Source organism: Nocardia sp. NPDC050712 (genome assembly GCF_040654295.1).
Classification (GTDB): domain Bacteria; phylum Actinomycetota; class Actinomycetes; order Mycobacteriales; family Mycobacteriaceae; genus Nocardia.
Genome location: NZ_JBFAHT010000001.1, coordinates 328792 through 351606, shown reverse-complemented (window position 1 = coordinate 351606; position 22815 = coordinate 328792). Strand labels below are relative to the sequence as shown.

General features: G+C 69.7%; 10 protein-coding genes and 1 pseudogene. 10 read left to right on the top strand and 1 reads right to left on the bottom strand.

The features are described 5' to 3' along the window. Positions 1-52 precede the first annotated feature (52 nt). From AB0H76_RS01695 to AB0H76_RS01655, 9 genes and pseudogenes are all read left to right on the top strand, one after another. Positions 53-601 (top strand): annotated as a pseudogene (locus tag AB0H76_RS01695) (TerD family protein); the annotation flags it as partial. A gap of 110 nt (positions 602-711) precedes the next feature. Beyond that, positions 712-996: an acyl carrier protein gene (locus tag AB0H76_RS01690; protein WP_357315893.1), complete on the top strand. Its 285-nt coding sequence runs from the start codon at positions 712-714 to the stop codon at positions 994-996. Continuing rightward, positions 993-2093 carry an acyl-CoA dehydrogenase family protein gene (locus AB0H76_RS01685; protein ID WP_357315890.1) on the top strand — a complete coding sequence of 367 codons (1101 nt, stop codon included), beginning with the start codon at positions 993-995 and terminating at the stop codon, positions 2091-2093. The genes AB0H76_RS01690 and AB0H76_RS01685 overlap by 4 nt, the downstream gene beginning before the upstream one ends. Beyond that, a complete protein-coding gene (locus AB0H76_RS01680) occupies positions 2090-3091 on the top strand; it encodes a 3-oxoacyl-ACP synthase (protein WP_357315887.1) in 1002 nt (333 codons plus the stop codon). The genes AB0H76_RS01685 and AB0H76_RS01680 overlap by 4 nt, the downstream gene beginning before the upstream one ends. After that, positions 3088-5943 (top strand): HAD-IIIC family phosphatase, encoded by a 2856-nt coding sequence (locus tag AB0H76_RS01675; protein ID WP_357315884.1) that lies wholly within the window; start codon positions 3088-3090, stop codon positions 5941-5943. The genes AB0H76_RS01680 and AB0H76_RS01675 overlap by 4 nt, the downstream gene beginning before the upstream one ends. 49 nt (positions 5944-5992) lie before the next feature. Further along, positions 5993-10462 (top strand): condensation domain-containing protein, encoded by a 4470-nt coding sequence (locus tag AB0H76_RS01670; RefSeq protein ID WP_357315881.1) that lies wholly within the window; start codon positions 5993-5995, stop codon positions 10460-10462. After that, on the top strand, positions 10459-11313 hold the full coding sequence (locus tag AB0H76_RS01665; RefSeq protein ID WP_357315878.1) for a 3-hydroxyacyl-CoA dehydrogenase family protein: 855 nt from the start codon (positions 10459-10461) through the stop codon (positions 11311-11313). Before AB0H76_RS01670 ends, AB0H76_RS01665 begins: the two co-directional genes overlap by 4 nt. After that, positions 11300-16237 (top strand): amino acid adenylation domain-containing protein, encoded by a 4938-nt coding sequence (locus AB0H76_RS01660; protein WP_357315875.1) that lies wholly within the window; start codon positions 11300-11302, stop codon positions 16235-16237. Before AB0H76_RS01665 ends, AB0H76_RS01660 begins: the two co-directional genes overlap by 14 nt. After that, entirely contained in the window at positions 16237-20631 is a 4395-nt protein-coding gene (locus AB0H76_RS01655) for an amino acid adenylation domain-containing protein (protein ID WP_357320298.1), read from the top strand. The genes AB0H76_RS01660 and AB0H76_RS01655 overlap by 1 nt, the downstream gene beginning before the upstream one ends. On the opposite strand, the gene AB0H76_RS01650 is transcribed toward AB0H76_RS01655, so the two are convergent. Then, positions 20590-21243 carry a TetR/AcrR family transcriptional regulator gene (locus tag AB0H76_RS01650; protein WP_357315872.1) on the bottom strand — a complete coding sequence of 218 codons (654 nt, stop codon included), beginning with the start codon at positions 21241-21243 and terminating at the stop codon, positions 20590-20592. The two genes, AB0H76_RS01655 and AB0H76_RS01650, sit on opposite strands and share 42 nt — an antisense overlap. Before the next feature lie 45 nt (positions 21244-21288). On the opposite strand from AB0H76_RS01650, the gene AB0H76_RS01645 reads away from it, so the two are divergent. Beyond that, entirely contained in the window at positions 21289-22815 is a 1527-nt protein-coding gene (locus AB0H76_RS01645; RefSeq protein ID WP_357315869.1) for an NAD(P)/FAD-dependent oxidoreductase, read from the top strand.

The window sequence follows — 22815 nt, the reverse complement described above, 5'->3', positions numbered from 1 at the left end:
CTAGGGTGAGGGAGACGGCGTGAGCTAGGTTGCGCCGTGCCGGCTTGAAAGAGGTGCCCAAGTGTCCACAGCGGAAACCAGCCAAGGACTCGCATTCGTGACTATGGCGCTGGGGTGGGATCCGGCACACGGGCGATGGCTCGAAGGGGGAAGGCCCGATATCGATCTGAACGCCGCCGCACTGATGTTCTCCGGCGAGGCCATCGTCGACGTGGTCTACCACGAGCAGCTGATGTCGCAGGACGGGTCGGTGCGGCTGCTCGGCGACAACACCACCGGCGAGGGTGTGGGCGATCTCGAGGTGATCACCGTCGACCTGACCCGGCTGCCCGAGCATCTGACGACGATCTTCTTCATCGTCACCTCCTACTCCGGCCAGCCGTTCGGCCAGATCGACAACGCCTTCTGCCGCCTGGTGGACGGCATGGCCGACCACGAATTCGCCCGCTACGACCTCGACGGCGGCCGCGGCGCGACCGGTTTCGTGCTCGGCAAGCTGATCCACACCACGCAGGGCTGGCTGTATCAGGAGATCGGCCTGAATCTCCCGGCCAAGCACCCCGTGGAAGCGGTGCCGCAGCTGCTCCAATTCCTGGTCTAAGGCTTTCAGGGGCAGACGAATTGGGGGCATTCGCTCGCGCGCGCGGCCCGGTAACTTCCGAAACGGACATCCGACCGGATGGGTGCTTTCGGTGAGGGACGGGCAAGCAGATGAGCGATGCGGCGCAGACGGCACGGCCGGAGTTGGTGCAGCAGTTGCTGCGGGACTTCAGCGTGCTCACCGGAGCCGAATTCGGCCCCGATGACGACTACTTCGCGATGGGCCTGATCAATTCCCTGCGGGCGCTGGAACTCGTCGCGTATCTGGAGCGCACCTTCGAGTTCGAGGTGGAGATCGACGATCTCGACCTGGAGAACTTCCGCACCGTGCACCGGGCCGCCGCGTTCGTCACCCGCAAGTGCGGTGCGGTGGTGGGACCGGGCGCCGCCGGGTGAGCGAGCTGGAAACCGTGCTGGCCGAAGCGGTTACGGCCGCGAGCGGCTGGGACCGCGCCGGGCTGCCGCGCACGGCCGCGCTCGGGCTGGCGCGAGCGACGGTCTTGGGCTCGGACCGGGCCGAACAGTATGGCGGGCGGGGTTCGGACGCGCACGAACTCGGACTGGTGGCAAGCGAATTGGGCGCGGTCTGCACCTCGCTGCGTTCGCTGTTCACGGTGCAGGGGATGGTCGCGGCGACCGTCGACCGGTGGGGTACCGCGGCGCAGCGCTCGACCTGGTTGCCCGCCTTCACTTCCGGCGAGCTCATCGCCGGGCTGGCGGCGACCGAGGCCGCGGCCGGAAGCGACCTGTCGGGCATCGAGGCCAGGTTCACCGGATCGACGGAGCTGGCGCTGTCCGGGCGCAAACTGTGGATCACGTTCGGGGCCATGGCCGATGTGCTGCTGGTGGCCGGTCGGTCCGCGGACGGGCCGGTGGCCGCGCTGGTGCCGACCGACCAGCCGGGCGTCGTCGTCGAGCCGGTAGTGGATCAGCTCGGGATGCGGGGCACACGGCTCGCGCACGTAACGTTCGACCGTGCCCGGGTGCCCGCCGAGAACGTGCTGGCGCGACCGGGTTTCGGGGTTTCGCACGTGCTCGGGACCGCGCTGGACCACGGCCGCTACACCATCGCCTGGGGCTGTGTCGGCATGGCACGGGCCTGCCTGACCGATGCCGCGGCGCACGCGCGCGATCGGGTGCAGGGCGGTGCCGCGCTGGGCGAGCACCAGGCCGTGCGCGCCATGCTCGGGCGCAGCTGGGTGGAGGTGGAAAGCGCTCGCGCGCTGTGCGTTCGCGCCGCCGGGCAGCGCGTCGCGCGCGATCCCGCCGCGCTGCTGGGCACCATCGCCGCGAAGTACGCCGCCGCTGCCGCCGCGGGTGCGGTGAGCGAGCGCGCCGTGCAGATTCTCGGCGCCGCGGGCTGTGCGCCCGACAGCCGGGCCGGGCGGTTCTTCCGGGACGCCAAGATCATGCAGATCATCGAGGGCGCGCGCGAAGTGGCCGAACAGGACATCGGCGAATTCGTGCTCCGGACCGCAGGGGCCGGGCGATGATCACGCTCGGGCCGGTGTCCACGGCCTTTCCGGAAACCTCCGTCGCGGTCACCGAACTCACCGAACTGGCGGAGCTGACCGAGGCGCGGCGCGCACACGCGCTGGCACTGGGGATCGAGACGGTGCGCTGCGCGACGGACGGCGCGGAGCAGGACCTGGCCGTTGCCGCGGCCCAGCAGGCGCTGGAGCGCGCGGGGCTCGACGCGCGTGCGCTCGACGCGCTGCTGGTGGTCGGCGGTCGCGCACCGCGCTACCTGATGACCTCCGAGGCCACCCGTTTACAGCATCGGCTCGGCGCGGACCGCGCCTTCGTCGCCGGTGTCGGCGAGCTCGGCTGCGCGTCGATCTCGGCGGCGTTCACCCTGGCGGCCGGGCTACTGCGCGGTGATCCCCGGTGCGGCACCGTGCTGATCGTGGCGGCCGCGAGCGCGCCGACCCGGTTCCGCTATCGCGCGCCGATGACGGTGCTGGGCGACGGCGCCGCGGCGGTGCTGCTGAGCACCGCGGCGACCGGGCGCTACCAACTCGTCGATCACCTGGTGCGCAGTGACGGCAAATACGCCGACCTGTTCCGGATCGACTATCGCGATGTGCCACAGCGGGAGTGGCGCGAAGAGTGCGCCGACGAGGCAACCTACAGCTTCCGGCTGGCGGTGGAGAGCCGCAAGCGGCTGGCCGCGATGAACGATGAGCTGCTGGGGCGCAACAATTTACGGCTCCAGGACCTGGGTCCGATGCTGATGCAGAACCTGTCCGCCGGCGCGTTCTCGTTCTGGGAAGAGGCGCTGGAGACCCGTGTCGACCGGGTCTGCCACCGCAATCTCGCCGAGTTCGGGCACCTCGGCTCGGTGGACGTGCTGGTCAATCTGGAGGCGGCGGCCCGGCATCGCGCACCGGGCGATCATGTCCTGCTGCTCAACAGCAGTCCCGTCGCGGCCTGGAGTTCCACGCTGCTGCGGCGCCTGCCCGACCGGCACCACGAAGGGATCGAACTGTGAGCGCCGTCGTCAAATGCCTGGTCTGGGACCTCGACGACACCCTGTGGGGCGGTGTGGTGCTGGAGCAGGACGCCACCGCGCCGCACCCCGAGGCGTGGCGGGTGCTGCGGTTGCTCGACGACCGCGGGATCGTGCACGCGGTCGCCAGCCGCAGTGAAGCCGCGGTGGCCACCGCGCATCTCGACGCGCACGGGCTCTCGGAGATGTTCTGCTCGTTGCAGATCGGGTGGGGTGCGAAGTCGGCGGCGGTGCGCCGAATCGCGGCGGAGTTGAACATCGGGCTGGACGCCATCGCGTTCGTCGACAACGATCCGGTCGAACGCGCCGAGGTCGCCGCCGCGCTCCCCCAGGTGCGCTGCTACGCCGCCGAGGACCTGGCGCGATTGCCCGACCTGCCCGAGTTCACCCCCACCGTACTCACCGCCGATGCTCGCGACCGCCGGAAACGCTATCGGGCCGAACAGATTCGGCGGCACAGCGCCTCGACGTTCGACGGTTCGGATGCCGAGTTCCTGGCCGGGCTCGGGCTGGTCATGACCGTGCGGCGGGCCGGGGCAGCGGATCTGGCGCGGGCACACGAGCTCGCGGTGCGCACCAATCAGCTCAACACCACCGGGCGGACCTTCGCACTGACCGAACTGCGGGAGCTCAGCACGTCACCGGACCACGAGATAGTGGTCGCCTCGCTGCGCGATCGCTTCGGTGACTACGGGGTGATCGGGTTGGCGGTCAGCGAGTTTCGCGAGGGCGATTCGGTGCTGCTGCTCCTGCTCATGTCCTGCCGGGTGATGTCGCGCGGCGTCGGCGGTGCGCTGCTGGCCCATCTGATCGACCGGGCCGGGGCGCGGGGGCAGCGGGCGGTCGCCGAGTTCGTTCCGACGCCGGTGAATCGGGTGATGCTGGTGACGTTGCGGTTCGCGGGGTTCGCGGTAGTGGAGCAGGACGAGCAGCGGGTGCTGCTCGCGCACGACGGGAAAACCGCGGTACCCAATACCGACCACGTTCTGCTGCGGGCACCTGACGCTCCGGTGCCGCCCGGTGATCTGGTGACCGGGCTGCTGCGTCAGGTCGCGCGAGTGCCCGATCGGACCGCGCTGATCTCCGGGGATCGCAGCCTCAGCTTTCGCGAACTCGACACCGCCACAGCGGAACTCGCCGGCCGCCTGGTGGGCGCAGGGGTGCGTCCAGGGGATGTGGTGCTGTGCTACTCGGCGCAGAGCGCTGATTCCGTCATCGCAATGCTGGGTGTGCTGCGGGCGGGGGCGGCGTGGTGTCTGGTGGAACCCGGGCGTTCCGGCGCGCAGATCGAGACGCTGCTTGATCGAATTCAGTGCAGCGCCGTCATTTATGACGCCCGCGAGGTGGCCGCGGTTCTCGAAGACGGTGATGTGGCTGGTTTTTTCCGGGCTGCGGCTCCGCGTGCTGCTTTGGTTCGGCTCGGCGAGACGTCGGTGGTGGGTGAGCTTCCCGGGCCGGTGGGGGCGGGTTCGGCGGCGTATGTGATTACGACGTCCGGGTCTACCGGGGTGCCGAAGGCGGTGGTGGTCAGCCGGAGGAATTTGGCGGCGATGATCGCCGGGCGGAGTTACCCGTATACCGATGGCGAGTTGGTGGCGCTGTCTACCTGCCCGTTGACCGCGGACGCGTCGATGTTGTTCGCGCCGTGGGCCTTCACGGTGGGTGGGACCGTGGTGGTGCCTACACATCGGGAGTTGCCCGATGCGGCCGCTGTCGCCGCGCTCGCTCGGCGGCTGCGGGTCAGCCATCTCATCGCCACGCCCTCGTATTACCGGTTGCTGCTCGACGGGGTGGGTGCGCCGCGGGTGGTCGCGCTGGCCGGGGAGCAGGTGCCGACCGGGCTGGCGGTTCGGCATCACGAGTTGCTGCCGGAGACGTTGCTGCTCAACGAGTACGGGCCGACCGAAGCCACGGTGACGTGTGTGTGGCACCGCGTCGAGGCCGGTGTGGCTCCGGAGATCATTCCCATCGGGACTGCGATGCCGGGGAATTCGGCGACGATCCTCGGTCCGGACCTGCGGGGCGTGGGCGAGGGCGACACCGGGGAGCTGTATCTCGGCGGAGATCAGATCGCGCTCGGTTACGCCGGGCAGCCGGGGCTCACCGCGACCAGGTTCGTCGCCGATCCCGGCGCGGAGGACGCCGGTGCGCGGATGTACCGGACCGGAGATCTGGCCCGGCGCACCGAATCCGGTGCGATCGAGTTCCTCGGACGGCGGGATGGGCAGGTGCAGATTCGGGGAGCCCGGGTGGAACGGCATGCCGTCGAGGCCGTCTTGGACAGTCATCCCGCTGTCGCGCACGCCGTCACACTGGTTGTCGACAACCCGGACGGCATAGGCGAATTGGTCGCCTTTGTCGTGCCCGCGGATCCGAGCGCTCCACCGGTGCGCCGGGACCTGGCGCGTCACTGTGCGGAACACCTGCAAGCGATGGCGGTCCCGAGCCGCTTCGTGCGGATCGACACCATTCCGATCGCTGCCGCGGGCAAGCTCGACGAGGCCGCGCTCCGTGCCGCCGCCGACGGTCCACCGCTGCCCGGGCCCGATCGCCGCGGGTGGACCGAGCGCGAGGTGGAGATCGCCGGATTGTGGTCCACCGCCCTCGAACACGAGGACTTCGACCTCGACGACTCCTTCTTCGAGGTCGGCGGCAACTCACACAGTGTGGTCTTTCTGCACCTGCAAATGGAGCAGCGCTGGCCCGGGGCGCTGCGCGTCGGCCAGCTCTTCGATCTGCGCACTATCGGTGCGCACGCCGAGGCGCTCGAAACCGCGCTGGCCGCGGATGCCCCGCGATCTCCCACGGCTGAGCCGATGGCGTTCGAACTGTAAATCCCTGGCTGCCGGCCTTTCCCCCGATCATGAGTACGCAGGAGCAGACTTGCCCGAGCTAGACACCCGCCCCACCGATATCGCCATCGTCGGCATCGGGGCACGCTTCCCGCAGGCCGCCGACCTGGCGGAGTTCCGGCGGAACCTGGCCGCGGGGCGGGATTCGGTGGGAGCGATGCCGCCGGGACGGATCGCGGCCACCGGGCTGGATCCGGCGGTGACCTACCTGCCGATGGGGCATCTCAGCGATATCGAGCAGTTCGACTACCGGTTCTTCGACCTGTCGCCCCGGGAGGCGGCGGTGATGGACCCGCAGCAGCGGCTGGCACTGGTGCTGGCGCAGCGCGCGATCGAGGACGGCGGATACGCCAGGGAGTTTCTGGCACAGGCGGTTACGGCCGTCGCTTTGAGCGCCGCCCAGTCGAGCTATCACTCGATCGCGGTGGACCCGGGCCCGCTGAGCCTGCTCGGCAACGCCGCGTTCGCCGGACCGGCGCGGATCGCGCACCGCTTCGGATTCACCGGAGCCTGCTTCGGCGTGGACAGCGGCTGCAACAGCGCGCTGGTCGCCGTGCACCAGGCGTGCCGCGAATTGTTTTCCGGTGATGCGGATTACGCGCTGGCAGGCGGGGTCGCGGTGCGGGTGCACGGGACACCGTCCTGGGGTGGCGGCGGTTTCAGCGAGATCATGTCGCCCAGCGGCGTATGCCGCGCGTTCGACGCCGACGCGGATGGCACCGTGAACGGTGAGGGCGGCGCGATCCTGCTCCTGACCACCGTGGCGCGGGCACAAGCCGATCGGGCCCCGATCCATGCCGTGATCCGCGGCAGCGCCACCCGGCACAACGGCGCGGCAGCCGCGACGATCAGCACGCCGAGCGCCACCGGCCAAGCCCGGGTGATCGAAAGAGCTTGGGCCAAAGCCGGACTCGATCCCCGCACTGCGGGATATCTCGAAACACACGGGTCAGGCACCCGCTTGGGCGACGCGGTCGAACTCGAAGGTCTCACCGCAGTCTTCGGCGCATCCCGCCCCCGTCCCCTGCCCATCGGCTCGGTCAAAACCAATATCGGACACCTCGACCACGCCTCGGCAATCGCCGGCCTGGTCAAGGCCGTCCTGAGCGTATCCGCGAGCGAGCTCTATCCCTCCCTCCACTTCACCCGCCCCACCGGCGGATTCGATCTCGCCGGCGCCGGCATCGAGGTGCTTACCGAAGCCCGCCCTTGGACCGGACCGCGAGTAGCCGGCGTCAGCTCATTCAGTCTGGGCGGCAGCATCGCCCATTGCGTCGTGGTGCAGGCCCCGCCGGGCACGGCCGCTGCGGTTGGCACAGCGCCCGGCAGCACAGCGGTGTCCACCACGAAAACCGGCACCGCAACGGCGCGCCCCTCTACGCCCGTCGTCATGACAGCACGCAAAATAGCCGCGACCACACCTGACGCATTCGCCGCTATGCCTGCCGTCATCGCGACGGATACCTCCACAGTCGACGCCCCCACCACGTCTGATGCCATGCCCGCGCGGCTCGTTGGGGTTTCCGCGCGGAGTCCGCAGGCACTCACCGAGCTGTGCACGCAATTGGCAGCGGCGTTGCGCGGGAGTTCTGCCTCGTTCGACGAGATCGTGGCGACCCTCGCGCTTGGACGTTCGCACTACGAGTATCGGGTGGCTGTTACCGCCTCGAGCACAGCACAACTGGCCGATCTGCTGGACAAGGCGGCTGTATCCGCACGGACCCAGCCGGACAAGCCGCGGGTGGTCTTGCTGCTGTCACCCGATGCCGTTCCGGCGGGTTCGGCTTCGGCTGGTCCCCTGCCCGCGCAGTTGCCCGCGACCGGCGAGACCGCGCGGGTGCTGGCCGGTCAGATCGCGGTGCATGAGCGTCTGCGGGCCTGCGGAGTCGAATTCGCTGCGCTGCTCAGTGCCGGTTCCTCCCGCTACGCGTCGCGATATCTACTCGGCTCACGGGAGCCGGTCGATGCGCGGGAACTCGCCGACGCAGCACCCACTATCGACACCGACCGGCTGCTGGCCGCCGTTCGGGCGCTGCGTGCCGATGGACCGGTGGTCTTCATCGAGCCGAGTCCGAGCGGACGTCTGGGCGCGCTGCTCGCCGAGTCGGCGACTGACACCGAGATCATTACGGCGGCAGCGGACTACGAGGGGTCCGAAGAGCTGCTCGGCCGGTTGTACGAAACCGGTGTCGATCTGGATTGGACGGTGCTCGCGCCGGATGCGCGGCGGGTGCGGTTGCCTGGGCATCCGATGCAGGAGGAGCGGTGCTGGGTGGATTTGCCGCGCGCTCAGCATGGGGTGTCGGTCGCGGTGGTCGATAAGCCGGTGCGTGCGGTCAGCGATCCTCAGTTGTGGTTGCGGGAGACGCTGGCAGGGTTGCTCGGGACCAGTGACGATATGGATGAGGAGGCGAATTATTTCGCGCTCGGCGGTAATTCGCTGATCGCCGTGCAGCTGGTGGACCGGATCGAGGAAGCGTTCGGGTTCCGCCCGAAGCTGCTCGACATCTATGAGCGCCCGCGGCTGGCGGATTTCGCCGAGTTGCTCACGGCGGCGCCGGCAGTGCCTCGGCGCGCGCCGATTCCGGCGCTGTTCGCGCAGGACGAGCCGGTGATGTCGTCGGGGCAGGAGCGCATGTGGTTCCACCACCAGTTCGATCCGGACACCACCCTGTACAACTATCCGGTCGTGCAGTTGCTGCGCGGGCCGATCGATGTGGACGTGCTGCGCGGCACCTTCGATGATCTGGTCGAACGCCACGAAACCCTGCGCTACAACTTCGCCGAGGTGGACGGTCTGCCCGTGCTGCGGATCCGCGACCGGCTCGCGGCGTACTTCCGTGTCGTCGACGTCTCGGCCGAGCCCGATCCCACCGCCGCCGCGCGGGCGCTGGTGCACGCGGCCGCGCAGGCGCCGTTCGATCTCGGCGCCGATCCGCTCCTGCGCGTCCTGGTGATCACGCTGGAGCCGGAAGCCCATGTGCTGCAACTGGTCTGTCATCACGCGGTGACCGACGGCGCGACGCCGGTGATCCTGGCCCGCGAGCTGCCGGAACTGTACGCGGCCCGCGAGGAGGGGCGCCCGCACCGGCTGGCGCCACTGCCCATCCGGTACCGCGACTACGCGGCCTGGCATCGCGAGCTGCTGCGGAGTTCGGCGCTCGATCACGAACTCGAGTACTGGCGCACCGAACTGACCGGCGCGCCGACGCTGGCCCTGCCCACCGACTTTCCGCGCCCGCCGCGCAAGACCTACGTCGGCGATCTGCACCCGTTCACGCTTCCGGCGCGGCTGATCACCGAGTTGCGCGCGCTGGCGCAGCGCGAATCGGTCTCGCTGTTCGTGGTGCTGCTCAGCGCCTTCTATCTGACGCTGGCCCGGCGCAGCGGGCAGCGCGACATCGTCATCGGCACCCCGACCACCGGACGCGGCCGACGCGAATTCCAGGACCTGATCGGCTATTTCAACAGCACGGTCGCCCTGCGCACCGACTTCACCGCCGATCGGATGCTGCCCGAACTGCTGGCCCGCGTCCGGTCCAGTGTCTTCGGCGCACTCGAACATCAGGAGATCCCGTTCGACCGAGTGGTGCACGCCCTCGTCGATCAGCGCGATCTATCCCGCACCCCGCTGTTCGACGTGCTCTACATCCACCAGGTCACCCCGCGGATGGAACGCGTCGACGAGGCCGGCGCGGAAATCTTCGACCTCGAACACTCGGCGGGCAATGAATTCGGCGGACTGCCTACCGGCACAGCGAAATTCGATATCACCCTGGTGACTTTCGAATACACCGACGACGTCCCCCGCGACATCAGCGCCTGCCTCGAGTTCAGCACCGAACTCTTCACCCGCGCCACCGTCGCCGCCCTCGCCGACGAACTCCTGCAAACCCTCACCGCGATGACCGCACCCACCCCACCCACCCTCGACGCCTTGATCATCGGCCCCGACGCCCCCGCCCTTTTGATCCCCTCCGACCAGCCCCGCACCGGTCACACCACCTTCACCCACGCCCGCGCCACACGCGAGATCCACCTCCCCTTCGGCAACGGGACACCAAAGCCGGACAACGACTTCGACGCGGCGGTCTTCGACGCCTACGCCGTGCTACTTGCCTGGTACTCCGGACAGCACCGGCTCTGCATCGGGCTGTCGGATTCCACAGCGGGACAACCGCAATACGCACTCGCCGAGCTGACCCCGCAGACAACCTGGCGCACACTGCGCCGCCCCACGATCACCGAGCTCGGCAGCTCGCCCGTGCGGTTCCGAGGCACCGACACCGCCCCGCCCGACCCGTCCACCGAACTCGACCTCACGTGGACAACGAATCCCCCGGCCCTGCACCTGAATTACGCGACCGAACTCTTCGACTACACCTCGGCCGAGGACCTGCTCGAAGACCTGGCCCGTCTCCTGGCGGCCGCCCGGACCAGGCCCGACGAACCCGTCTACGACACCGCGAGCGCGGATTACGAACCGGAGGTACACCCATGACCGGCGAACAACACGTCGGCATCGTCGGCGCCGGGGTGATGGGCGCGGGCATCGCGCAGTGCGTCGCCCAGGCCGGCCTCCAAGTGACCGTGGTCGAAACCGATGCCACGGCCGTCGAAAACGCCCGCCGCCAACTGAAGTCGGCGCTGCGGCTCAGCGTGCTGCTTGGCCGCGGCCCGGCGGCGGCCGACCTGCCCGGCATCACCGCGCGCGTGCACTGGACCGACCGGCTCGAAGACCTGGCCACGGCCACCTTCGTCATCGAATCCGTCACCGAGCGCGTCGAACTCAAGCGCGCGGTGTTCGCGAATCTGGACCGGGTCTGCCCGCCCACGGCGATCTTCGCCTCCGGCACCTCCGCCATCCCGATCGCCGACCTGGCCGCCGAAACCGGCCGCCCCGAACGAGTTCTCGGCCTGCACTTCATGAATCCCGCACCGCTGACCGAGACGGTGGAGGTCATCACCTCCGCCCAGACCTCACCGGACGCGCTGAACCGCGCCTTGGCCCTGCTGGACACGCTGGGCAAGAAGGGCATCGTGGTCGGCGACGGTCCCGGCTTCGTGATCAACCGCGTGCTCATGCTCGGTATCGCCGAGGCCGTCGCGATCACCGAGACCGGCACGGACGCCGCCACCATCGACGACCTGTTCGAGGGCTGCCTCGGCCACCGCATGGGACCGCTGCGCACCGCCGACCTGATCGGGCTCGACAACGTCGCCGACACCCTGGTGGTGCTGCGCGAGACGACCGGCGACGGGCGCTACCGGGTACCGCGGGCGCTCGCGGAACTGGTGGCGGCCGGTCATCTGGGCCGCAAGACGGGTAAGGGTTTTCATGAGTACCCGTGAGGCGAGCGCTGTGCTCGAACACTCCGCCGGGCTGGGCCGGCTGGCCCGTCGCAGCGGCGGGGGCGCGGCGGCGGTGGTGCTGGCCGGGTTGGCCGTGTACGCGCATCGACGGTCCGGTGTGGCGGAAGTCGCTGTGGGACTGCGGATCGGCGCGAGCACGACGGTGCTGCACGTCGAGGTCAGTCCGTATCAGGACTTCCGCACGATCACGACCGAGGTCGGCGTACTCCTGCGGCGGGCGCGCCCCGGCACGCCGCCACCCGGGACGCCGATCGCGACCCAGAGCGCGGACGGCTGGGAGATCAGCCTGCCGGACCCCGAACTGACGACCTGCACCGCACTTTTCGCCAGTCTGATTGCGACATCGAGCATTCCGATCGGCCGCTTCGATCTGGCCTCGACCGCCGAGCGCGAGCGGCAGTTCCACCGCGGCGGCGCGGTGCGCGACCTGGATCCGGCCGAGACCACGCTGACGGGTTTCGAGCGTGCGGTGCGCCGGACACCGGACGCCACCGCACTCGTCTACGGCCCGGAAACACTCACCTATGCCGAGCTCGACGCACGCGTGGATACGCTCGCCCGCTGGCTGATTCGGCGCGGCGTGCGGCCGGACACCGTCGTCGGCGTGGCACTGCCCCGCTCGACCGATGCCCTCGTCGCGGTCTACGCGGTGCTGCGCGCCGGCGGCGCGTTCCTGCCGCTGGATCCCGGGCATCCCACCGAACGACTCGAACGCATCCTGCGGATCGCACGTCCGCTCCTCGTCTTGACCACGCGCGGCGCGGGATTCGAGTGCGGTACCGCACCGATCGTCTACCTCGATGATGATCGCGCCCGGTTCGACTCCGGCACAGTGGACTACGCGGCTCCGCGCCCGGACCATCTCGCCTATCTGATGTTCACCTCCGGCTCGACCGGTATGCCCAAGGGTGTGGCGGTTTCCCATGCCGCCGTGGTGAACCACCTGCACTGGATGTCCGCGCACCTGGAGCTCGACGACACCGACACGGTCTTGCAGAAGACGCCGGTCACCTTCGACGTCTCGATCTGGGAACTGCTGTGGCCGTTGCACCGCGGCGCGCGCCTGGCCATCGCCCCGGCCGCCGCCGACCACGATCCCACCGAGATATCGCGCCTGCTGGCCGCGCACGCGGTCACCACGGTCCAGTTCGTGCCCTCGACCCTGGCCAGTCAGCTGAACGTGTCCCCGGAACTCCCGGGCAGTGTGCGGCGCGTCCTGCTGATCGGCGAAACCCTCGCCCCCGCACTCGCACACCGGTTCGCGGCGGCCAGCCCGGCCCGGCTGCACAACCTCTACGGACCGACCGAGGCGACGGGAGCGGTCACCGGATATCCGGTCAGCACGGCGAATTCCACAGCCATCCCCATCGGCGCACCGGCCTGGAACACCGGCGCTTACGTGCTGGACTCCTGTCTGCGCCCGGTCCCCGACGACGCACCCGGGGAGCTGTACCTGTCCGGAGTTCAACTGGCCCGCGGCTACTTCGGCGATCCGGCCCGGACCGCGGACCACTTCGTCGCCAGCCCCTTCGAACCCGGCGGGCGGCTGTACCGCACCGGGGACATCGTGCGCTGGAACAGCGGCACCGGCCTGCTCGACTATCAGGGGCGGGCCGATCTGCAAGTCAAACGGCACGGCGTCCGCATCGAACTCGGTGAGATCGAGGCCGCGCTCGCGGCCTGTGCGCCGGTCGCCCAGGCTGCCGCGATCCTGCGTTCCGATGGTCGGCTCATCGGCTACATCGTCCCGGTCGCCGGAGTAGCGCCCACGGAAGACGCACTACGCGAAGATCTTTCACGAAGACTGCCCGCGGCTATGGTGCCCGACGAGATCCTCGTCCTCGACGCCTTCCCGCGCAATCCGGCCGGCAAGCTGGACCGCGCCGCGCTTCCCGCGCCCGCACCCAGTCGAGTTCCGTTCCGGGCCCCGGGCAACGAGACCGAGCAGCTCCTCGCCGAGGTCTTCGCCCAAGTCCTTGGCCGCGAGCAGGTCAGCGTCGACGAGTCCTTCTTCGCCCTCGGCGGCGACAGCGTGATGTCGATCCTGCTGGTCTCCCGGGCCAAGGCGCGCGGCATCCGCTTCACCGCCCAGCAGGTGTTCGAGGAGCGCACCGTCGCCGGTCTGGCCGCGATCGCCGGCACCGGTACCCAGATTCCGGACACGCTCGCCGAGCTGCCCGGCGGTGGCGTCGGCGAATTGCCGCCCACCCCGGCGGTTCTCGCACTGCTCGAACTCGCGGAATCCGGCGGCACCCGATTCGATCGCTATGCCCAGCACCTGGTGCTCGACCTGCCGCCCGGCATCACCGAGCCGCAACTCCGCACCGTTCTCGGCGCGGTCGTCGCCCGCCACGACATGCTCCGCGCCCGTCTCTACCGCGACGCCAGCGGACGCTGGCGGCTGTTCGCCGACCCCGTCGAAGCCGTCGATCTCGATACCGTGCTGACCCGCGCCGACGGCACGGCGCCCGGCGCCGCGACCTCGGCCGCCATCGCACGACTCGATCCGGCCAATGGTGCCGTACTGCACTGCGTTTGGCTGGAGCACGACAACCGTTTGATCGTGGTCGTGCATCACCTCGCGATCGACGGTGTGTCCTGGCGCATTCTGATTCCGGACTTCCTTGCCGCGTGGGCGCAGGTCGGTGCCGGTGGGCGACCGGAGTTGCCCGGGGGCGGCACCTCGATGCGGCGGTGGGCGCACAGTCTGCGCGCGGAAGCGCACCGGCCGGCGCGGGTCGCCGAGGTGGACCGGTGGCGGGAACTGGGTGGGGCGGCGACGACGCTGTTCACCGACCGCCCGCTGGATCCGCGCGTCGATACCGCGGCCACGGTCCAGCGGATACCCGTCGGGCTGGACGAGGTCGCGACGACGGCGGTGCTCACCACGCTGCCCGCGCTGTATCGCACCGATGCCAACGCCGTGCTGCTCACGGCGGTCGCCCTGGCCCTTGCCGCGTGGCGGCAGCGGCGCGGGCTCGGCGCGGCGGCGGCCACGATCCGGCTGGAAGGGCACGGCCGCGAGCCCGATCTCGTCTCCGGGGCCGATCTCTCACACACCCTCGGCTGGTTCACCGCGGCTTACCCCTGCCGGTTGGATCTGACCGGGCTCGATGCCGAGTCGGCGATCGCCGGCGGTCCAGCCCTTGCCGACAGCGTGAAAACGGTGAAGGAACAGCTGCTTTCGGTGCCGGGATCCGGCATCGGCTATGGGCTGTTGCGCTACCTCAACCCGTCGACCGCCGCGCGAATGCCCGCGGAGACCACGCAGGTCGCCTTCACCTACCTGGGCACGGTCTCCGGAGCGCCGACCGGCGGCGGCCCGTGGCTCCCCGCCGCCGACTTCGCCGACTCGGAAACAGCCGAACCGCCGCATGATTCAGGACTGCCCGCCGGCGCGGCGATCTCGATCGACGCGATGGTGACCGACGGCAAGCTCACGGCCGGCTTCTCCTTCCCCCGCACGCTGCTGACCGAAACACAGGTCGGCGAACTCACCGACCTGTGGCTGAGTGCTTTGAGAGCGCTGGCCACGCACGCCGAAGAATCGGACGCGGGTGGGCGCACGCCGTCCGACTACGCTGTGCCGCTGCGACAGTCCGAGATCGACAGGTGGCAGGACCGCTACCCGGGCCTGCGCGATATCTGGGCGCTGACGCCGATCCAGGAGAAGTTCGCCGCCCTCGCGCCCCGCGACCCGGACGCGATCGAGGTACACACCCTCCAGGTGGTGCTCACCTGCACCGGTACACCGGATCTGGCCCGCTTGCGCACGGCCGCACAGCATCTCGTAGACCGGCATGCCACCTTGCGCGCGGCCTTCCTGCGCGGCGGCGCGGACGAGCGCTGGTATCAGCTCATCACCGCGGACGCCCCCATCTCCGTACGCGAGAGCGATCTCCGCTCGAACCCCACCGGACTCCAGGACCTGCTCGCCGACGAGCAGTTCCGGCCCTTCGATCTGGCCGCGCCGCCGCTCGTCCGGTTCCTGCTGGTTCGCACCGCCGCCGAGCGGTGGACACTGGCGCTGACCAACCACCGGCTGCTGCTCGACGGCTGGTCCGCGCCCATCCTGCTGCGCGAACTGCTGACCGAATACACCCTGGGGATCCGGGCCGACCACGACATCGACGCCGGTTTCGGCACCTTCCTGCGGTGGCGGGCGGCCCAGGATCACGCGCCGGCGGTCGCGGCCTGGCAGGCCGCCCTGCACGACGTGGCCGGGCCCACACTGGTGGCCGCGCCCGGTGCGACGCCCCCGGCGCCTATCGAGTCCGCCGCCGAGCAGGTGCTGACGCTGTCCGCGGCGCAGACCCTGGGCTTGTCGCGCCTGGCCGCCGCAGCCGGTGTCACGCTCAACACCGTCTTCCAATACGCCTGGGCGCGGGTGCTCGGCGAGCTGACCGGAGGCGACGACATCCTGTTCGGCACCGTGGTTTCCGGGCGTCCGCCCAGCCTGTCCGGTGTCGACGCGATGGTCGGCTCGTTCATCAATACGGTGCCGGTCCGGGTTCGCCTGCGGTCCGAGGGTGACCTCGCCGACCGCCTGCGGGCGGTCCAGGCCGCGCAGTCGGCGGTGGTGGACCACCACTACCTCGGACTCGCCGAGATCGAAGCGGCGGCGCGCCGCCCGGTGCGCGAATTCTTCGACACGCTCCTGGTTTTCGAGTCGTACCCGGTCGACGGCGCGGCGACACCGCTCACGCTCGGCGAGCTGACGCTGACCGAGCTGGAATCGCGCGAGATCACGCTGTTTCCCCTGACCGCGACGGTATGGCCGCGCGAGCACCTGCGGGTGGCGCTGAACTGGCACCGCGATCTGCTCGACGACCACCGCGTCGAGCGCCTCGTCACCCACCTCGCCGGGCTGCTCGACGCGCTCGCTGATCGGAACGGACTGTGATGGACAACCCCGGCTGGCCGCTCACCGTTGCCCAGCAAGAGATCTGGGCCTACACAGCCCTGTTCGGCACCGACCGGCGCTACCTGATCAGCGGTTACGTCCGGCTGCGCGGGCGCATCGATCCGGTGGTCTTCGAGCAGGCGCTGCGTAGTGTCGTGGCGCGCAGCGAGACGCTGCGGGTCCGGCTCGATCACACCGGGCCGGAACCGCGGCAGGTGCTCGCCGACTGCACCGGATTCCCGTTGGTGCAACGCGATTTCAGTGCCGAGCAGGATCCGCTCGCGGCCGCCCTGGCGTACCTGGAGCCCGAGTTCGCCCGGCCCTACGACCTGACGAGCGCGCCACTGTTCGACCACTACCTGCTGGACCTCGGCACCGACGGATACCTGTGGGGCATCAAGGCGCACCACCTGATCTTCGACGGTGGTACCTCGCTCGCGCTGATTCGCAAGGTCGCGCGCACGTACACCGATCTGCTCGAAGACCGGCCGGTGTCGACCGAAATCACCGACACCGTGGCCGATTTCGTTGAAGCGGACCAGCGCTATCGCGACTCCCGCCGATTCGCCGACGATCGCGAATTCTGGGCCGAGCGGCTGGCGGGACTGCCGGACGCGCCGATGTTCAACCATCCGCCCGTGCCACCCGGCGCTACGGGGCCGATCCGCCACACCGACCGGCCCGACGCCGCGAGCTGGGCGCGCTTCCAGCGGACCGCCGCGGATTTCGACGTCGACTGGACGGCGCTGCTCGCCGCGACCATCGCCGTCGTGCTGCACGCCGACACCGGCGCCCGCACCGTGGTGCTGGGCGTATCGGTGCCCGCCAAGCGTTCCTGGCAGGCGCTCGGGATGACCTCGAACGTGGTCGGCCTGCGGTTGACCGTCGACCCCGCCGGTTCGATCGGCGCGCTGGCCCGGGCGGCGCAGGCGGAGTTCCGGAAGCTGCTGCGCCACCAGCACTATCGCCGGTTCGACCTGCTCGCCGACGGCACCGCGCCCGGCGGCGAGCATCGCCTCACCGGGCCGATGCTCAATATCCTGCCGATCCCGCCGGAACTCCACTTCGGCGCGGTGCCCGCCGTTTTGACTCCGGTCTCGACCGGCGGCACCGAGACCTTCGGCATCGGCGTCTACGCCAGTGGGGACGCACCCCGCATCGACTTCGACACCTCCGCCGATCGCTGCGATCCCGACGCGCTGGCCCGGTTGCACGCACGGTTCCTCGCAGCGCTGGACGAGGTAGCCGCCGCGGCCGACGGAACGCCCATCGGCCGCCTCGCCGACGGCCCGGCGGGCACCGGCCGCGCACCTCACGAAGACCCCACCGGAGCGACGAACCGCAGCGTGGCACAGGCTTTCGCCGATATCGCGCGAGCACACCCGGACCGGGATGCCCTCTGGTACGAGGGCACGCACCTCACCTACCGCGACCTCGACACTCGCGCAGCGGGTTTCGCCCACCAGCTCGCCCAGCGCCACGACATCGGACTGGGCACACCGGTCGCCGTGCGGTTACCCCGCTCCCCCGAGCTGGTCATCGCGCTGCTCGCCCTCATGAAGCTGGGCGCGATCTGCGTCCCCCTGCACGAGCAGGATCCACCCGACCGTGTCGAATGGATGCTGCGGCACACCGGAACCCGGCTGGTACTCGACGATGTCGCGGCGGTGCGGGATGTGACCTCGGCCGGAATGGGCAGGACAACAACGGTTCCCGCCGAGGCGGTGGCGTGGCTGATGTTCACCTCCGGGTCGACCGGGGAGCCGAAGGGCGTGCAGGTGACGCATCGGGCGATCGTCACCCGGGCGATCGATCGGATCGCCGCCGGTGCGGAGTACCGGCGGATGCTGGTGCATTCGCCGTATGCCTGGGACATGGTGGTGTGGGAGCTGTGGATGCCGCTGTTGCAGGGGCATACCGCGGTGCTCGCGTCGCCGGCCCGGCTCGGCGCCGAGGATTTTCGGCAGGTGCTGCGCGCGGGCGCGGTCACCGCCATGCTGTGCCCGGCCGGGTTGTTCCAGGTGCTGGCCGAGGACATTCCGGAGAGTTTGGCCGGGCTGCGCGTCATCTCCAGTGCGGGCGATGTGCTCGCGCCGGACACCGTGCGCGCGATGCGGGCCGCGGCACCCGAGGTCGAGGTAGTCAACATCTACGGCCCGGTCGAGGCGACCGCCTACGCCACGTCCTACTCGATTCCACCCGGCCCGATCGGTACGGCCGCGTTCCCGGTCGGCCGGGCGGTCGATCACACCGCGGTGCTGGTGCTGGACGCGCTGTTGCGGCCGGTCCCACCGGGCATGGTCGGCGGAATCTATCTGACCGGTGCGGGTTTGGCGCAGGGCTACCTCGGGCTGCCCGGGCGCACCGCGGGCTGGTTCACCGCGAACCCGTTCGGCGCGCCGGGTTCCCGGATGTACCGGACCGGCGATTACGGCAGCTGGGGCGCCGACGGTGAGCTGCGGTTCCTCGGGCGCGGTGACCGGCAGGTCAAGGTGAACGGCATCCGGGTCGAGCCGGGTGAGATCGAGCATGTGCTGCGGGCCCAGCCCGGTGTCACCGCGGCCGTGGTCACCGCGCACCGGATGGCGGCGGGCAAGACGCTGATCGCCCACGTCGTCACCGAGACCGCGGTCGATACCGGGGCGCTGCGGGACCGGCTGGCCACCCTGCTGCCCAGCTATCTCCTGCCCGCCGTGATCGTGCGGATCCCCGAGTTGCCGCTCACCGTCAACGGGAAGATCGACCGCAAGGCGCTCACCCTGCCCGCGGCCGCCGCCATCCGCCCGCCGCGCAGCCCACGCCAGCAGATCCTGGCCGGATTGTTCGCCGACGCGGTCGGCGCGCCCCGGGTCGGCCTGGACGACGACTTCTTCCAGCTCGGCGGAAACTCGCTGGCCGCCATCCGTTTGGCGGCGGCCGCGAGCCGTGCGCTCGGCGTCACCGTCACCCTGCGCGACCTGCTGTCCGCGCCGACGGTCGCCGCGCTGGAACAGCTGCTGTCGGGTCGCACCGGCGTGGCCGGTACCGCGCCGCGCACCGTGCGCCGCCCCGACCCGATTCCGCTCAGCCCGGTCCAGCACCGCCTGTGGACGGTCAACTATCTGAGCGAGGACACCGCCGACTACCTGATGCCGGTGGCGTTCGAACTTCGCGGGCCGTTCGACACCTCGGCCCTCCGCACGGCGATCGACGATATTGTGCGCCGGCACGAAATCTTGCGCACGATATTGCCTTTCACACCGAAAGGCCCCGTCCAGCAAATCAAGGATTTCCGGTCCGAAGACGTCGACTATCGCGAAATAGCGACCGATATCGCCGATCTCGATGGAATGCTGGCCGCGGAAACCGCGCGCGGCTTTCGGCTGATGAGCGAACCGCCCTGGCGAGTAAGGCTTTTCCGGATCAGCCCCGAGCATCACGTCCTGCTGATCGTGGTCCACCACTGCGCCGGTGACGCCGAATCGCTGGGCACGCTGCTGAGCGAAATCCAGTTCGCCTACCAGGCCCGCGCCGCGCACTTGTCGCCGCGCTGGCCCACGCCGGCCTTCCAATACGCCGATCACACCCTCGCGCCGCGCGGAACCCTCGGCGCGTCGACCGATCCCGGCACCCGGTTCGCCCAGCAATCCCAGTACTGGCGCAAGACCCTGGCGGGCATCACACCGGAACCGCCACTGGCGGTAGACAATCCGCGCACCGGCGCGAGTGCGGCGGCGGTACTCGCCTTCGATATCGAGGCAGAAACCCATACCCGCCTGCTCGATACCGCCCGCCGCTGCGGCGCCACCACCTACGCCGTGCTGCACACCGCGCTGGTCTGCGCGCTGGCCGAGCACGGCGCCGGCCCCGATCTGGTGGTCGGCACCGCGCTGAGCAGCCGGGACCGCGCCGAGCTCGACACCATGCTCGGCTGCGCGGTCGACATCGTGCTGATCCGTACCGACCGCGCCGCCGCGCCCACCTACCGCGACCTGATCCGCCAGGTGCGCGACCGTGTGCTCGAGGCCTACGAACACCGGGAGTTCCCCTACGAGCGCCTGGTCCCGGCGGGCGCCACCGCGCTGCCGCAGATCGTCACCACGTTCTTCCGCGACGTCGCCACCGCCGGTGCGGCCGGCGACCTGGAATTCGGACTGCGCGACCTCCCGGCGCTGCGCGCGGAGTTCGAGCTCCTGCTGCAGGCCCGGGAGCGCGTCGGCGCCGGTGGACGACCCGCCGGCATCCGGGCCGAATTCCGCTACGCGGCGCTGCTGTGGGAACCGGCGACCATCCAGGCGCTGACCCGCGGCCTGCACGCGGCCCTCGACGCGATCTGCGCCGACGTCGACGCCGTGCCCGGCGACCGGCGGATCTCAGCCGCGCAGGGCGGCGGCGATCGCGGGGTTGAGGGCTAGGGCCAAGGTCAGCAGCGATTCGACCAGCAGGTCGACCAGTTGCTCGCGGGTGATGGTTTCCGCGCGCAGCCAGCTGAGCGTGATCTCCTCGACGAAGGCGATCCAGCCGCGCACCGCCAGCACCAGCCGCGGCCGGTCGCTCGCTTCGGCGGGCACGGGCATCTGGTCCAGGATCATCTCGACGATCGCCAGGCGGGTCTCGTCGACCAGCGGCATCAGGTCGGGGCTGGCGCTGGCGGGTCCGCGCAGCAGCGCCAGGTAGGACTGGCGGTTCTCGCTGACGTAGTCGATGTAGCGTTCGATCGAATCGCGCAGCTGCTCGAACAGGTCGAGCGAGCCGTCCGGCCGGACCCGTTGCAACAGCTCGGTATTCGCGTGCGCGACGACCGCGAGCTGGAAGTCCTGCATGGTCGGGAAGTAGTGGAACAGCAGGCCGCGGGAGATGCCGGCCTGCTCGGCGATGTCACTGACCGAGATCTCCTCGAGCGGCCGCTCGCCCAGCATCTTGACCCCGAGCGTGATCAACTGCTGACGGCGTTCCTCCGGACTGAGCCGCACCCGCTTGGTCACACCGTTCGCTTTACCCACAAACCCCACCTTACTGAACGCCATTCAGTACTGTTGACTCATGCTCAATAAGACCGTACTCTCGTTTACATGAGTCGCAAGGTTACAGACAAAGCTGTCGGCAACCGCCCTGCCCGCCACGCCAAGACGATCATCATCGGTAGTGGTTTCGCGGGCCTCGGGCTGGCTATCCGGCTGAGCCAACAGGGTCGCACCGACTATCTCGTCCTGGAACGGGGCAGCGATGTCGGCGGCACCTGGCGGGACAACACCTACCCGGGCGCGGCCTGCGATGTGCCCTCGCACCTGTACTCCTACTCCTTCGCGCTCAACCCGGACTGGACCCGCTCGTTCTCCAAGCAGGGCGAGATCCAGCGCTACATCCGCGGCGTGGCCGAGCGCTTCGACGTGCTGGACAAGCACCTGTTCGACTGCGACGTCACCAGCGCCCGCTGGAACAACGAGACCGCCCTGTGGGAGATCGAGACCAACCAGGGCAGCTTCACCGCCGACACCGTGGTCTCCGCGGTCGGCGCGCTCTGCGAGCCGGCCCTGCCGGACATCAAGGGCATCAACGACTTCGAGGGCGAGGTCTTCCACTCGGCGCGCTGGAACCACGACGCCGACCTGGCCGGCAAGCGCGTCGCCATCATCGGCACCGGCGCCTCCGCCATTCAGATCGTGCCCGCGATCGCGGCCCAGGTCGGCCACCTGGACGTCTACCAGCGCACCGCGCCGTGGCTGCTGCCCCGGGTGGACCGGCCCTACACGGCCGCGGAGCGCTTCGCGTTCAAGCACATTCCCGGCGTGCAGCGGCTGTCCCGCGCCGCCATCTACGCCGCGCGCGAGACCCAGGTGCTGGGCCTGACCAAGGTGCCGGCGCTGATGCAGGGCCTGGAACTGCTGGCGAAGGCCAAGTTGCAGTTCGAGATTCGCGATCCGGAGCTGCGCAAGAAGGTCACCCCGGACTTCCGGATCGGCTGCAAGCGCATGCTGATCTCCAACGAGTACTACCCCGCGCTGAGCCGCGACAACGTCGACGTGATCACCGACGGCATCAAGGAGGTCCGGTCCGGCTCGATCATCACCAAGGACGGCACCGAGCGCGAGATCGACGCCCTGATCGTGGCGACCGGCTTCCACGTCACCGACTCCCCGACCTACAACACCATCGCGGGCAAGGACGGGCGCACCCTGTCGGAGGTGTTCGACGAGATCGGCCAGCAGGGCTACAAGGGCTCGGCCATCGCGAACTTCCCGAACATGTTCTTCCTGCTCGGCCCGAACGTCGGCCTGGGCCACACCTCGATGGTGTACATGATCGAATCGCAGATCAACTACATCGCCGACGCGCTGGCCACCGTGGACCGGCTCGGCCTGAACACCGTCGAGGTGCGCCGCGAGGTGCAGGACACCTACAACCAGGACCTGCAGCAGAAGCTGGCCAAGAGCGTGTGGAGTACCGGCGGGTGCGCCAGCTGGTACATGGACAAGCACGGCAACAATACGACGCTCTGGCCCGACTTCACCTTCGAATTCCGTAGGCTTACCAAGAAATTCGACGTATCCGCATACGCAACGACGTCGTCTGCGGACGACCGGAAAGTGGTGGCATAA